Raw genomic sequence first — 13,414 nt, forward strand, 5'->3', positions numbered from 1 at the left:
TATAAAATTGTAGCAAATAATCCTCTAATTGGAAATGAGAAGGTACACTTTGTAATATCGGCTTTCCCTTATACAGAAAAAAGAAAGCCCTTTCATCACTATGCATACTAGGGGGATCATGATGAACACTCGAAAGAATATTTATTTTTTCCACGCTTCAAATGCAGAGATGCTGAACAAGGTCGAACGTCTAACGGAGTTGGCAAAGCAATATTCGTATGAAATCGTCCAAGACTTCACAAAAGCCAACATTATCGTAAGTATTGGTGATGACGGCACCTTTTTGCAGGCAGTCCGTAAAACCGGATTCAGAGAAGATTGTTTATATGCTGGCGTTTCCACCACAGGAAATTTGAATATGTATTGTGATTTCCACCTAGAAGATACAAACAAAATGATTGATGCCATGACTAGAGAGCAAATCGAGGTGCGCAAATACCCAACTATTGATATTCAACTAGATGACCAACCTTCCTTTTATGCCCTCAACGAACTCAGTATCCGCACTTCTATCATCAAAACGTTCATCATGGATATTTTCATTGATCAAATCCATTTTGAAACCTTCCGTGGGGACGGAATCATTATAGCGACACCGACCGGAAGCACAGCCTATAATAAATCGGTCAATGGGGCCGTTGTGGACCCGCTTCTCCCATGCTTTCAGGTAAGCGAGCTCGCTTCAATCAATAACAATACCTATCGGACCTTGGGTTCTTCATTCATCCTAAGCGGCGATAAAACATTGACTGTTCACCTTGAACAAAACGGGCCAAGCTATCCAATCATTGGCTTGGACAATGAAGCCTTGAGCATTAGTTATGTCGAAAAGGTTAAGGTCCGATTAAGCGGTAAAGTCATCAAAACCGTTAAGCTGAAAGACAACTCCTTTTGGGAAAAAGTAAAACGGACTTTTTTATAAAACTTCCTAAAAAGGTACCAGATATAATATCTGGTACCTTTTTATATATGATAAAAATCTTTGGTATTTTGATAAAGGGTTTGATATACAATCTCAATTGGTAAGTTTTTAATTGAAGCAATTTGACGTGCACTGTCATGCATCATGCCCGGATGGGTCCATTCCTCTTTGAAAACCCCTTCAAACGGCCATGGGCCATCCGTTTCAAGCATCATCTGCTTAAGCGGATAAACCGAAACTAACTCCTGTATTTCTTCTTCGTAACAAACATCAGGTGTGATGGAAATGTGGTACCCGTTTTTGACCATTCTTTCTACTGTCTGGATATCCCCTTTAAACCAATGAAAATGGGCCTTTGTAATTTGATTTTTCTCTAATAGGTCGCAAACAACAGGCGCATCATCATAGACCGCATGAAGAATAACTGGTTTTTCAAACTCTTTCGCAAAAGCAAGGAACCTATCAAGTATCTCTATGTACTCTGACGTATCTATACTGGGATTTTCTTGCCTTAAGTAATATGGCAGCCCTACCTCACCTACAGCAAACATATTGTGCCTATGTTCCCGCATCCAACTCAATAAATCATTCACTTCTTCTTCACTTGGGATGGACTGCTCAGGATGAAAACCAAAGGCAGGCTTAATACGTGAATCTTTGATGGAAAGCTGATAATTTTTTATGGACGAGGTCAAATTCATGGAAACAGATAGCAAGGATTCCACTTGTGCCTTTTCCATATCAGTGAGAATCTGCTTCTGCTTACTTTCATCATACCTATCCAAATGGATATGGCTGTCGATGATTTTCATTTTATATTGCCTCCTAACTTAAGTAGTAAAAGTTGGCTTTAGTGCGGCATATAATTCTCTCTTCAAATTGAAAAATTCATCACTAAGAAGCTGTTCCTCACTTCTTGGCCTTGGAAATGGAACTACAACTTCTTTGATGACAGTTGCTGGTTTTGCTGATAACACGTATATTCTATCGGAAAGGAAAACCGCTTCATCAATGCTATGCGTAACAAAAAGCACCGACCTCCGATTTTCTTCCCAAACAGACATCAGCCATTTTTGCATTTGCAATCTTGTCAGTTCATCCAAGGCAGAAAAGGGTTCGTCCAGGCACATCAATTCCTGTGGACTTAAAATACTTCGAATAAACGCAGCTCTTTGCTTCATGCCGCCAGATAATTCGTGTGGATATGCTTTCTCGTACTCTTCTAATCCGGCTTTCATCAATAGAGCTTTTGCCATTTCTTTATCTTTAACACCCGAAAGTTCGCTTCCTAGCAAAACATTTTCTAATACCGTTCTCCAAGGTAAAAGGGATGGCTGCTGAGGCATATAGCTTATATGACCCTTTAAGCCATTTATTTTTTTACTGTCCAGTGAAATGATGCCATGATGCGGCTTCAAAATGCCCCCGATTAGGTGAAACAATGTACTTTTACCACTGCCAGATGGCCCAAGGATGGTTACAAACTCTCCATCATCCACATAGAAATTTATATTATCTAAAATATTCTGTTTACCATCAAAAGAATAGGAGACATCTTTAATTTGCAGCTTCATCCTTTTCACCCTCCTTTCTCTTCCATGAAACAAAGTATTTTTCAAGTATGGTAATGATTCCAAAAAAGAGAAGACTCAGTCCCATAATGATAAAAATGGCAACAAACACCCGATCTGTCCTAAATGAAGAAGATGCGAGCGTCATATAAACACCTATCCCCGATTTAGCCCCAAGCCACTCCGAAATAACCGCCCCCATTACACTGTAAGTGGCCGAAATTTTCAGTCCGGAGAAAATGAACGGAATCGAGTGAGGAAGTTCTAGCTTCCAAAATAGTTGCATTTTCCCTGCTCCCATCATCTTGAAATAATGCTTAAGTTCATAAGGAGTCTGGCGAAAACCGTCCAATGAAGCAACAGCGAGAGGGAAAAAACATACGAGAGAAATCACAATCAGCTTCGGCAGCATACCAAAGCCAAACCAGATGACTAGAAGCGGCGCCAAAACGATGATAGGAATATTTTGTGATAGAATGAGAAGCGGATAAACCGCATCTTTTACACCAGGAAAAAGGTGTAAGAGAGCAGCAATTACTAAGCCAATACAGCTTCCAATAAAAAAACCAGATAATGCAAGGTTAGTAGTTGATATAAGGTGTCCAAAAAGGCTATGAAACGACTCTATTCCCTCGATAAAAATGGCTGATGGAGCAGGAAGTAGCCATTTTTCAACCTTTAATAAGCCTGTTGCTAACTCCCACACTATTAGCAACAATAATAAAAGAAAGAAGGGAGCCCCCTTCTTCCAAATCTTTCTTCCGCTCATGGCCGATATTTCTCCGTTAACGTATCCATCGTGATTCCGCTAGGCTGGTACAATATTTTCACTTGGGAAATGACATTCGGCGAACCTATTTCAATCATTCTTACATTCATTTTTTCTATAACGGCCAGAAGCACAGAAAGCTCACCTTCCATTGTTGTTTCAAGCGGGTGCACCTCGTACTTGACACCTGATTCATCGATGATTTTGATCGCTTCATCGACTAAGGGGATGACATTTTCCCCTTTAGGAATAATTTGTATACTAATTAATGAGTTTGCCATTGTAGTTCCTCCTATTGTGGTAAAAATTCATTGGTAAATGCTTTCTCAGGATCGAAATCACCTTCAAGAAGATTATTTTCAGTCATCCACTCACTATAATTCTTCCAAATTTCAAGCTTTTGTTCACCCCATCTAGGAGCATCATCCTGATACTTAGATGCAAGCCACTTCTGGCTTTTCTTCACTAGCTTTTTATCTAGATCTGGTGCAGCCTTGATTAAAATGTCTGCTGCATCATCAGGATTCTTAATCGCAAACTGGTACCCTTTCGAAGTTGCCTCTACGAACGCTTTAACAGTATCTGGATCCTCTTTAATCATCTTTTCATTTGTGGTCAAAACAGGCGTATAGTAATCGAGCTTATCTGAGTAATCAGTTAAGTAAACCATATTCAGCTTTTCATTTCGCAATTCAGCCTCAATACCTGTCCATCCATAATAAATCCAAGCGAAATCAATATCTCTTTTCACTGAAGTGAAAAAATCCGAGTCGCCTGTATTTACTATTTCCACTTTATTTACATCCGCATTGTCTTTTGTCATGAGAGATTCGATGATAGCCTTTTCAACTGGAGACCCCCAGCCACCATACGTTTTCCCTTCAAAATCCTTAGGCGTTTTAATATTTTTAGCCACAGGAGAAGCGAATCCTGAGGTATTATGCTGGATGACAGCCGCTAACGAAACAATCGGCACGCCTTGCACGCGAGCCTGTGTAATGCCCTCCTGGTAGCTCACGCCAAATTCTGATTTCCCTGAAGCCACAAGCTTATCAGCTCCTGCCTCACCTGGCATGATAATTTCTACATCCAGGCCTTGTTCTTTAAAATACCCTTTTTCCTTCGCTACATACAATCCTGTATGGTTTGTATTCGGTGTCCAATCGAGAACAACCGAAACCTTTTTTAATTCTTTATTGTCTTCATTTTTACCTGCTTCTTCCTTTTCAGTAGTGCCGCCAGCACCACATCCAGCTAAAAGGAATAACAAAGTTAACAGTGGCAATAATTTATTCACTATTTTTCCTCCTACACATTATATAAGGTCCATATGCCGAAACTTTATTGGGTGCCAGTCCCCATCCAAATAATAGATTAAAAAACAAAAACGCCCGAGGATGAATTCGGACGTTAACATACAAAACAGAAAGTCAGTCATAATATGTTCCCTCCGCTGGCATCATCCAGATCAGGTTCAAAGAGTCAGCATCTTAAGGACGCAATCTCAGCCAGCAATACCGGCTCCCCTACATTTCTTGCACATATGAACTTTTCTCTCTCATTATATCAATTCATACAGAAAAGGGAATACTAATTTGCTTCTTCTAACGATTGGCCATTCTGATCATCCTCAGTAATAGGAATAAAATTTGATCAGTATTGTTCAGCAACTCATATAATAATTATTACACTGTAATAGTTCTTGAACCACTTGAATTAATCATTTAATTTTGTGACCAAGAGGTGGATATGATTATGATAAAGATTAATCAAAAATGGATAGATGTCAGTCAAATCCAACCAGGTATAATATCTGAAAAAGCATTAGAAATTCTCCAATTAATGTGGAGATATCCGAATATTTTTGTATATAAGACAATGGAAGATCTTAAATTCGATATAGAGATGAGGCTGCAAGTCAATAAAGCTGCTGTTTCGTTAGATAAGAGTAATCCTGAATTTACAATACTCGAGGATTCTGTATGCAATGAACAATATTGGCGACTTACAAAAGATGGAGCATTTGAGCTTAAGCCAAGGGTCCCCCCCCATCTGGCACTTGAGGATATTTTCATAAACGGAAGTCTTTACGCTTTCGAATGCGGGACAGCGATAGTCATTGTTTTTTTAAAAGCTGTTTTAGATACGGTTGGTCCTAAGAATTTTGACCGTCTTTTTTCAGGCCTTACTCTATATGACTGGCACTATCCGCAGAATTTGATTCTTCGATTTCATGAAGGGAAAGATTATGTACCAGGCGACTGTGTTTACTTCAAAAACCCAGATTACGACCCGAGCACTCCAGAATGGCAAGGGGAAAATGCGATATTCCTTGGAGAAAACCTCTTTTATGGCCATGGGATTGGGATTACCAATCAGCAAGGAATCATCGATGAATTAAATAGCAATAGAAAGTGGAATGCCATCATTTCAGCGTTCCTAACAAAGCATATTATAAGCATAAATAGTTCCCACTATAGTCAATTCAAGCCAAATATCCCCCGTAATAACCCCGTGTCACTTCATGACTGCCTATCCAATATAATTGTTTCTGAAATAGGCTCGAAAACCTTTCTAGCGTAGGATTAACAGTTTCTCTTATTAAAGATATAGATTTAAAATCTCTTTTAGTTTATTTTAATAGCTTGTGAAACTCGACACTCACTAACAATTTTTTTCAGGGTGACGTGTATCACTATAAAAAAAACGCTTGGGAAATGGATTTCCTCAAGCGTTTTTTCTTTTTATGCACCAAAGTTTCTTTTTTCTTTAAACCTACGTGTCCCTGCCTTCCCCCATTTTGTAATGGAAAGCGTATAAACCACCAAGGCAGACCAAATGAATAAAAAGGCTAAAAGATGTGCTTTTGTAAAACTTTCATGATAGACAAATACCCCGATTAACAAGGTTAAGGTTGGAGCAATATACTGAAAAATGCCAAGCATCGATAACGGTATCTTTTCTGCCCCTTTTGCAAAATATAATAGCGGTAGAGCCGTGGCAATCCCACCGCCAACTAACAGCAAGCTTGTGCTCCCTGAGGTTAAAAATTGTGATTCGGATTGGAACATCAAATATATCAAGTAACCTAGAGCAAGAGGGGTTACCATCATCGTTTCGAGTGTCAGTCCGATTGCTGATTCTGCCTTTATCATTTTTTTTGCCAGACCGTATAACCCAAATGTCATGGCTAAAACTAGAGAGACCCAGGGGATCGTACCGAAATGAATACCAAGTATCAATACACCGATTCCTGCGAGCAGGAACGACACAATCTGTGCCCCGCTCAATTTTTCCTTTAAGACTATTACTCCCAACAAAACACTGACTAGCGGATTGATATAATAGCCGAGGCTCGTGTCGAGAATCCGGCCCGAATTAACAGCCCAGATGAACACTCCCCAATTAGCTGTAACAAGCAGTGATGCCGTAAGCAATGCCGCGAATAATTTGGGATTTCCCATTATGTTTTTGACATAATCAAGAAATGCTCCCCATTTTTTCATAAACATCAATAAAACAAGCATGAAGACGAAAGACCATAACACCCGCTGAGCTAAAATCTCTATTGCACCAACTCCCTGAAGGAACTTCCAGTAAATTGGTACGACTCCCCACATTAAATAAGAAAGGGCGGCATATATCGCCCCTTCTTTTTGTTCATTTATTTTCATAACCTGCCTTCTTTCTAATTACATTCCTTTATCGAAATCCTATTAATATTTTGCTTACCTATTTCATGTTTTGCAACTGTTATTTTTTATCATACATTATTCGGTCGTCAATGACCGTCATGACCGCTTCAACTTTCAGAAGATCATCTGGCTCTATAGCTAAGACATCCCGGTTAAACACGGTAAAATCGGCGTCGTATCCCTTAATGATCTGACCACGCCGGTTTTCAAGACCAATCGCAGCCGCACTGCCTTTTGTATAAAGCGCGAAAGCGTCATAAACAGAAAGCCTTTCATCCATGCCGTACACTGTTTCATCATCACTGTTAATCTTTTTCCTTGTAACAGCTGCATGAATCCCCAAAATTGGATTTAATGGTTCAATCGGTGCATCTGACCCTCCCGCACAAATGATCCCCAGCTTCAAATACGTTTTCCAGGCATAAGAGGATTCCAATAATTTTGCTGAAACCTTTTCTTCGACCCATGGAAAATCGGACGGTACGAAACCTGGTTGAATATCAAAGATGACCGGTAGTTTTGCGGCACGCTCCAAGAGTTCTGGGCGAACAATCTGTGCATGTATAAGCCGGTCCCGAAGACCCTTTTTAGGTGGAAAAGCTTCAATCGCATTCAGGACATAATCAAATGCGAGATCACCAATGGCATGAACAGCAATCGGCATATCAGCCTGCCTTGCTTTTTGCACCAATTCCTGCAGTTCCTTTTCAGTGAAAATAGCCACACCATTCGTATCCTTTTGATCTTCATAAGGCTCACTCAACAGGGCCGTACGTCCTCCTAATGAGCCATCGGTAAATATCTTCATACTATCGAATTTAATATATCGGGTGCCTCCTTGATACCGCCCACCGGATGCCAGCATCTCTTCAAATGCTTGGTGATGAACGAGCAAATTGGCACGAAAGGTCATGTTTCGGCCCTCAATGACCGATTTAAACGCCTGATAAGTCGGCATGAAGCCATTGTAGTAAAAAAGATCCTCTGTATGCCCACCAGTCAAACCAAGCTTATATGCGTCTTGTATGGCCTCTGTAAGCGCGTTTTCGATATAGCCCTGGTCAATGCCGGGAAGACGGTCTAACACAAGGTTCTGGGCCTGATTTTCTTTAAACAAACCATTTAGACGTCCATCGGGATAACGGCAGATTACTCCTCCTGACGGTTCTTCTATTTCTTCTGTAATCCCTGCTTCTAAAAGGGCACGAGAATTAACGACCAGGGCATGACGACATACCCGTTTTAATACGATTGGATGCTCTGTAGATATGGCATCTAGTTCATCTCGTAGAATCAATTCAGAACTAGGCCATTCATTTTCATTCCAGCCCTCAGCAACAATCCACTTTCCAGCCGGTGTTATTTCGCACTTTTTCTTTACGGAACTCATGATGGACTCCCGGCTATTCATCAAAGAAAGGTCTAAACGGAGCAGTCGTTCACCATGCCCGACCAAATGAAGATGACTATCTACTAATCCCGGTAGCATAGTTTGTCCTTTTAAGTCGATTTCCCTGGAAATATTGTCAGCATATTTTTCTTTTATATAGGCAAGCCTGCCGGTATCAACGATCACACCATTGTCAGTGAAGACTGCCTCCACTTGATCTTCTTCTTTTATCATCGTATAAATCGACCCATTGAACCATAACGTTCCCATCACCGTTTTACACTCCTTATTAAATGTTTCGTAATATGCAGTAAGTGTAACATCTCATTTCATGAATTCCCATATTTTTGATTTTGAAAAATCCTCTGTTATTTAAAAAAACGCCAGCCGGAGGGCTGACGGTAATGATTTTGATTTATTTATTAAGAAGTGTCTCTTCTCTTTTCCTTAAATCTACTCGTTTGATTTTGCCGGAGGTCGTTTTAGGAAGTTCTTCTAAAAATTCAATCTTCCTTGGGTATTTATACGGCGCTGTCAATTCTTTTACATGCTTTTGCAGTGTCTTGATTAAGTCTGGGCTGTTCGGATCTATTTCGTCTATTAACACGATGTACGCTTTAACCACATTTCCGCGTATTTCATCAGGACTGGCTATAACAGCACATTCTTTCACATATGGATGTTTAACGAGTGCATCTTCTACTTCAAATGGTCCAATGGTGTATCCAGAGCTGATGATGATATCGTCAGAACGACCTTCAAACCAGAAATAGCCTTCTTCATCCATTTTCGCTTGATCGCCAGTTATATAGTAGTCACCACGGAATTGCTTTGCTGTTCGCTCTGGATCTTTAAAATATTCTTTAAAGAGAGCAGGTGTATTTACATGCACTGCAATATCCCCTACCACACCAGGAGGACAAGGCTTACCGGTATCATCAATGATTTCTACATGGTTGCCCGGAGTTGGTTTGCCCATTGAGCCCAGTTTAATTTCCATGCCTTTTGTTACACCTACCAACAGTGTGTTTTCAGTTTGTCCATATCCATCGCGGACTTCGATATGAAAATGATTTTTAAAAACCTCAAACACTTTTTGGTTTAAAGGTTCCCCCGCTGATACAGCACTATGAAGATCGGATAGATTATAGTCGTCAAGGTTATCCACCTTGGCCATCAGACGGTATTCTGTTGGTGTACAGCATAGCGCATTCACTTTGTAGTCCTGCAGCAACTGTAGATATTTTTTCGCTTCAAACTTTCCGTGATAAGCAAGGCCAGTTGCTCCTGTGCCAAGAACCGCCAAAAACGGACTCCAAATCCATTTTTGCCACCCAGGTCCAGCCGTTGCCCAAACCACATCTCCTTCACTAATGCCCAGCCAGTTTGCTGCAGACGTTTTCAGATGGGCATACGCCCATCCATGTGTGTGGACGACTCCTTTGGGATTTCCTGTTGTTCCGGAAGTATACGATAAGAAGGCCATATCCTCACTCTTTGTAGCTGCCATAGGCAGCTGATCAGATTCCGCGTCAGCAAGCTCATTCAAATCAAGCCAATTCTCCATTTGTTTTCCGATTGAGAATTTAAGAAGATTTTCCGCTCCCTTTACTTCATCAAATTCATGAGTGTATTCATGATAACTAACAATTCCTTTTACATCACCGTGATTGATTCGAAACTCCAAATCCTTCGCGCGGAGCATTTCAGAACAAGGAATGACAATCATGCCGATTTTCAAAGCGGCTAAATACACTTGATAAGCTTCTACTAAACGCGGGATGATGATAAGGACCGTATCACCTTTCCCAAGCCCCTTTTTCTGGAAGGCATTCCCGATTTTATTTGCACTTTTTATTAAGTTCTCATATGTAAGTTGTTTTTTGTCTCCGGATTCGCTTTCCCAAAGTACAGCAACTTTTTCTGGATTTTTTGCAAAATGTTCCATTTCACTCACTAAGTTGTAATGTTCCGGAGCTAATAAATCTTCACGTTTCATTTGCTTCCCCTCCAATTATGAACTCTTAGTACCTACTCATTATACAAGATACTTCTCTAATATATCTATGTATTTTTACAAATAAATAAAGAGAGCGGGTTAAGAACCCGCTCTCTGTAGCCATATTTATTAAATTATCGTTTGTATCCTCCGCCTAATTGTTGTTCAGCCATTTGAACAAGGCGTTTTGTGATTTCTCCACCAACTGAACCGTTAGCGCGAGATGTTGTGTCGGCACCAAGTTGTACGCCGAATTCTGAAGCGATTTCGTATTTCATTTGTTCTAGAGCTTGTTCTACTCCAGGTACCAATAATTCGTTTGAGCTGTTGTTGTTTGCCATGTGTTTTTCACCTCCTTGTGATTATAGAGTGTGTTAAAACACATGGCTTCATTCGTACTTATTTATTGGTAATTCTAGGATATTAAAATAAATCTTCCATTGCTTCTTCTTTATCGAATGTCTGCCCCGGTGTAACCGTCAATACTTCTGTGTCCGACACCGCTTTTGCAATTAACGATTCGAAGTCAACGAAGCTTTCATAGTAATTGACTTTTTCACGTTTCGGTTTTGTTTTAGGGCTTGCTGGCGTAAAGACCGTGCAACAATCTTCGTATGGAAGATTGGATATTTCAAAGGTATCGAGCTCTCTGGCAATTTTGATGATTTCCGTTTTATCCATTGTAATCAACGGACGTAGAATTGGTGTATTCGTCACCTCATTGATGGCATACATGCTGCTCATCGTCTGACTCGCTACCTGTCCAAGGCTTTCACCGGTGATCAGTGCCATTGCTTCTTCTTTTTCACGGATTTGATCGGCTACTCGCATCATTAAACGACGAGTTGTCGTCATAGAATAGTTCTCTGGAATCTGTTTTTGAATTAACAGCTGAATTTCCGTAAACGGAACGATATGCACTTTCATGCTGCCATTTATCTCAGCAAGCTTGCCGGCCAAGTCAATTACCTTTTGACGTGAACGCTCACTTGTGAAAGGAGGGCTGTAAAAATGGATGGCTTCTACATCCAATCCACGTTTCATAGATAGGAATCCGGCAACAGGGCTATCAATCCCTCCTGAAAGCATCAGCATTGCCTTTCCGCTTGAACCAAATGGAAGACCACCAGCTCCCTGAATGATCTCACCCGTTAAATACACTGCTTCACGTCTTACTTCAACAAGCAGATTCAAATCGGGATTTTTTACATCCACCTTTAAATCTTCTGTGTTGCGAAGCAAATGGCCGCCAAGTGCCCGGTTAATTTCATCGGTATTGTATGGAAAGTCTTTATCTGCTCGTTTTGTCGTGATTTTAAACGTGCCCACTTCTTCAAGAGTATGATTAAGATAATATAACGCAGCCGTTTTCATCACTTCTAAATCACGTTCAATTTTAATCGCAGGACTTAAAGACTGGATGCCAAAAATTCCTTTTAATCGTTCAATAACGGGCTTATGGTCGACCCCGTTTAAGAGAACATACATCCGTTCCCGATTGGCTGTAAGCACAACGCCCTCGATATCCTTTAAACTCCAGCGGATATGCGCCTTCATCTTGTCCACAAAGCCTTTACGGTTTCTTTTTTTCGTAGAGATTTCGCCATAGCGAATAATTATATGATCAAATTTCATTTTGCAACCCTCATTATTTTTTCTAAATTAGCGACTATTTTCTGTATCGCCGCCAGAACTTTTTCTGCTTCTTCCATTTCATTGCTATAGGTAGTACTGATTCGGATAACACTTTCGGAACGAGCTTGATTATGGAACATTGCATCTACCGTTTTGCTTACCGTTCTCTTTTTCGAAGAGCAGGCACTAGTCGTCGAAACATATATCCCATCCACTTCAAGAGCATGAAGCAATACTTCTGATTTGAGTCCCGGAACGGAAAAATTCAAAATATGAGGTGCTCCCTCTTCAGGACTGTTAACTAGTACTCCATCCATCTCTTGCAAACCTTTATATAAATATTTATTGATTTGCTGTAGCTTATCATGATACAGCAACTGGTTGTTCATACTAATACGGAAGGCTTTTGAAAGAGCGACGATTCCCGCGACATTTTCGGTGCCGCTCCTGATTTTCGTCTCTTGATTGCCACCGTGAAAAAGTGGATCGATCCGGACGCCATCACGCATGTAAAGGATGCCTGTTCCCTTTAAGCCGTGAACTTTGTGACCGGATATGGTACATAAATCCACATTAGCATCACGCAGTGAAAGAGAAATCTTTCCAGCACCCTGAACGTTATCAACATGGAAGAGTACCTGTGGGTATTCCCTCAACAATTTTCCAATTTCAACAATTGGTTGTATCGAGCCCACTTCATTATTAACATGCATAACGGATACTAAAATGGTATCTTCTCTTAAAGCATGTTTGAGATCTGCTAATGCTATCTGACCATATTCATTTACAGGAAGATAAGTAATTTCATATCCCTGTTTCGTTAATGAATGGCATGCATCTTCTACAGAAGGATGTTCAATTGCTGTCGTGATAATATGTTTCCCTCGGTTAGCATGTGAAAAAGCGGCTCCTTTAATCGCCAGGTTGTTTCCTTCTGTACCCCCGGAAGTAAAATAAATTTCCGAGCTTTTCACCTTTAATAATTCAGCTATCTGTTTTCTTGCAGCAGAAAGCAATTTTTCTGACTGAACCCCAAGCCCGTGAAGCGAAGAGGGGTTGCCAAAATAGTCAGTTGAAACCTTTATGAAAGATTCAATCACTTCTGAATATGGTTTTGTTGTTGCACTATTATCAAAATAAATCATGGGTTCACCTTCCATGTTTTTGTATCTATGATGGTCACACTTCTATATGTCGTTTCAAATGTTGTTGTTGCGACTTCTAATATTAACATAATTGAAATTGAAAGAGAATGTAAAACGCTGGTCAAACACCTGTGAAAACATGAAAGGAGAGTTGTATGGATATTGTCTTAATAGACATTAATTATATTTTCTTCTCAAAACTCGTTCTGCAAGAAATCTATCACGTTTCACGCTTTTTTTAGTCAATATTTTGGATAAGGAAGTATGAAGTTATCTTAACTTTATTGT

The 13,414-nt window shown here is 40.2% G+C and carries 13 protein-coding genes and 1 riboswitch; of the genes, 2 read left to right on the forward strand and 11 right to left on the reverse strand.

What is annotated here, in order from left to right; translation table 11 throughout:
• Nucleotides 1–121: 121 nt before the first annotated feature.
• Nucleotides 122–922 carry an NAD kinase gene (locus tag NST21_RS21095; RefSeq protein ID WP_340891026.1) on the forward strand — a complete coding sequence of 267 codons (801 nt, stop codon included), beginning with the start codon at nt 122–124 and terminating at the stop codon, nt 920–922.
• Nucleotides 923–963: 41 nt separating this feature from the next.
• Here NST21_RS21095 and NST21_RS21100 read toward each other — a convergent pair whose 3' ends face one another.
• Genes NST21_RS21100 through NST21_RS21120 form a run of 5 tightly spaced genes read right to left on the reverse strand, consistent with a single transcriptional unit; the run spans nt 964 to nt 4,559 of the window.
• Nucleotides 964–1,734, reverse strand: a complete 771-nt coding sequence (locus NST21_RS21100; protein WP_340891027.1) for a TatD family hydrolase — start codon at nt 1,732–1,734, stop codon at nt 964–966.
• Between the two features lie 18 nt (nt 1,735–1,752).
• Nucleotides 1,753–2,496 carry an ABC transporter ATP-binding protein gene (locus NST21_RS21105; protein ID WP_340891028.1) on the reverse strand — a complete coding sequence of 248 codons (744 nt, stop codon included), beginning with the start codon at nt 2,494–2,496 and terminating at the stop codon, nt 1,753–1,755.
• The gene (locus NST21_RS21110) at nt 2,480–3,262 is read right to left on the reverse strand and encodes an ABC transporter permease (protein WP_056529374.1); all 783 of its coding nucleotides are present in this window, start codon (nt 3,260–3,262) and stop codon (nt 2,480–2,482) included. The genes NST21_RS21105 and NST21_RS21110 overlap by 17 nt, the downstream gene beginning before the upstream one ends.
• Nucleotides 3,259–3,543 carry a thiamine-binding protein gene (locus NST21_RS21115; protein WP_340891029.1) on the reverse strand — a complete coding sequence of 95 codons (285 nt, stop codon included), beginning with the start codon at nt 3,541–3,543 and terminating at the stop codon, nt 3,259–3,261. The genes NST21_RS21110 and NST21_RS21115 overlap by 4 nt, the downstream gene beginning before the upstream one ends.
• 11 nt (nt 3,544–3,554) lie before the next feature.
• Nucleotides 3,555–4,559: an ABC transporter substrate-binding protein gene (locus tag NST21_RS21120; RefSeq protein WP_056529379.1), complete on the reverse strand. Its 1,005-nt coding sequence runs from the start codon at nt 4,557–4,559 to the stop codon at nt 3,555–3,557.
• A 131-nt stretch (nt 4,560–4,690) separates the two neighbouring features.
• Nucleotides 4,691–4,800: riboswitch (TPP riboswitch) on the reverse strand.
• A gap of 217 nt (nt 4,801–5,017) precedes the next feature.
• Between NST21_RS21120 and NST21_RS21125 the strand changes: the two genes are divergently transcribed.
• Nucleotides 5,018–5,845: a protein-glutamine gamma-glutamyltransferase gene (locus NST21_RS21125; RefSeq protein WP_340891030.1), complete on the forward strand. Its 828-nt coding sequence runs from the start codon at nt 5,018–5,020 to the stop codon at nt 5,843–5,845.
• Between the two features lie 161 nt (nt 5,846–6,006).
• Here the strand turns inward: NST21_RS21125 and rarD are convergent, their stop codons facing one another.
• From rarD to NST21_RS21155, 6 genes are all read right to left on the reverse strand, one after another.
• The gene (gene rarD / locus NST21_RS21130) at nt 6,007–6,936 is read right to left on the reverse strand and encodes an EamA family transporter RarD (RefSeq protein ID WP_056529382.1); all 930 of its coding nucleotides are present in this window, start codon (nt 6,934–6,936) and stop codon (nt 6,007–6,009) included.
• A gap of 79 nt (nt 6,937–7,015) precedes the next feature.
• Nucleotides 7,016–8,617, reverse strand: a complete 1,602-nt coding sequence (locus NST21_RS21135) for an amidohydrolase (protein ID WP_340892595.1) — start codon at nt 8,615–8,617, stop codon at nt 7,016–7,018.
• 145 nt (nt 8,618–8,762) lie between these two features.
• Nucleotides 8,763–10,346 (reverse strand): acyl-CoA synthetase MbcS, encoded by a 1,584-nt coding sequence (mbcS, locus tag NST21_RS21140; protein ID WP_056529388.1) that lies wholly within the window; start codon nt 10,344–10,346, stop codon nt 8,763–8,765.
• Nucleotides 10,347–10,480: 134 nt separating this feature from the next.
• Nucleotides 10,481–10,687 (reverse strand): alpha/beta-type small acid-soluble spore protein, encoded by a 207-nt coding sequence (locus NST21_RS21145; protein ID WP_056529390.1) that lies wholly within the window; start codon nt 10,685–10,687, stop codon nt 10,481–10,483.
• Nucleotides 10,688–10,769: 82 nt separating this feature from the next.
• Nucleotides 10,770–11,981 (reverse strand): tRNA uracil 4-sulfurtransferase ThiI, encoded by a 1,212-nt coding sequence (gene thiI, locus NST21_RS21150; protein ID WP_056529393.1) that lies wholly within the window; start codon nt 11,979–11,981, stop codon nt 10,770–10,772.
• Nucleotides 11,978–13,126 (reverse strand): cysteine desulfurase family protein, encoded by a 1,149-nt coding sequence (locus tag NST21_RS21155; protein WP_340891031.1) that lies wholly within the window; start codon nt 13,124–13,126, stop codon nt 11,978–11,980. The genes thiI and NST21_RS21155 overlap by 4 nt, the downstream gene beginning before the upstream one ends.
• Nucleotides 13,127–13,414 lie beyond the last annotated feature (288 nt).

It is taken from the genome of Peribacillus sp. FSL K6-1552, from assembly GCF_038005205.1.
GTDB classification, from domain to species: domain Bacteria; phylum Bacillota; class Bacilli; order Bacillales; family DSM-1321; genus Peribacillus; species Peribacillus butanolivorans.

Coding starts and splice junctions, on each gene's coding strand:
- NST21_RS21095 (WP_340891026.1), top strand. CDS start 122: ATGAACACTCGAAAGAATATTTATTTTTTCCACGCTTCAAATGCAGAG.
- NST21_RS21100 (WP_340891027.1), bottom strand. CDS start 1,734: ATGAAAATCATCGACAGCCATATCCATTTGGATAGGTATGATGAAAGT.
- NST21_RS21105 (WP_340891028.1), bottom strand. CDS start 2,496: ATGAAGCTGCAAATTAAAGATGTCTCCTATTCTTTTGATGGTAAACAG.
- NST21_RS21110 (WP_056529374.1), bottom strand. CDS start 3,262: ATGAGCGGAAGAAAGATTTGGAAGAAGGGGGCTCCCTTCTTTCTTTTA.
- NST21_RS21115 (WP_340891029.1), bottom strand. CDS start 3,543: ATGGCAAACTCATTAATTAGTATACAAATTATTCCTAAAGGGGAAAAT.
- NST21_RS21125 (WP_340891030.1), top strand. CDS start 5,018: ATGATAAAGATTAATCAAAAATGGATAGATGTCAGTCAAATCCAACCA.
- rarD (WP_056529382.1), bottom strand. CDS start 6,936: ATGAAAATAAATGAACAAAAAGAAGGGGCGATATATGCCGCCCTTTCT.
- NST21_RS21135 (WP_340892595.1), bottom strand. CDS start 8,617: ATGGGAACGTTATGGTTCAATGGGTCGATTTATACGATGATAAAAGAA.
- mbcS (WP_056529388.1), bottom strand. CDS start 10,346: ATGAAACGTGAAGATTTATTAGCTCCGGAACATTACAACTTAGTGAGT.
- NST21_RS21145 (WP_056529390.1), bottom strand. CDS start 10,687: ATGGCAAACAACAACAGCTCAAACGAATTATTGGTACCTGGAGTAGAA.
- thiI (WP_056529393.1), bottom strand. CDS start 11,981: ATGAAATTTGATCATATAATTATTCGCTATGGCGAAATCTCTACGAAA.
- NST21_RS21155 (WP_340891031.1), bottom strand. CDS start 13,126: ATGATTTATTTTGATAATAGTGCAACAACAAAACCATATTCAGAAGTG.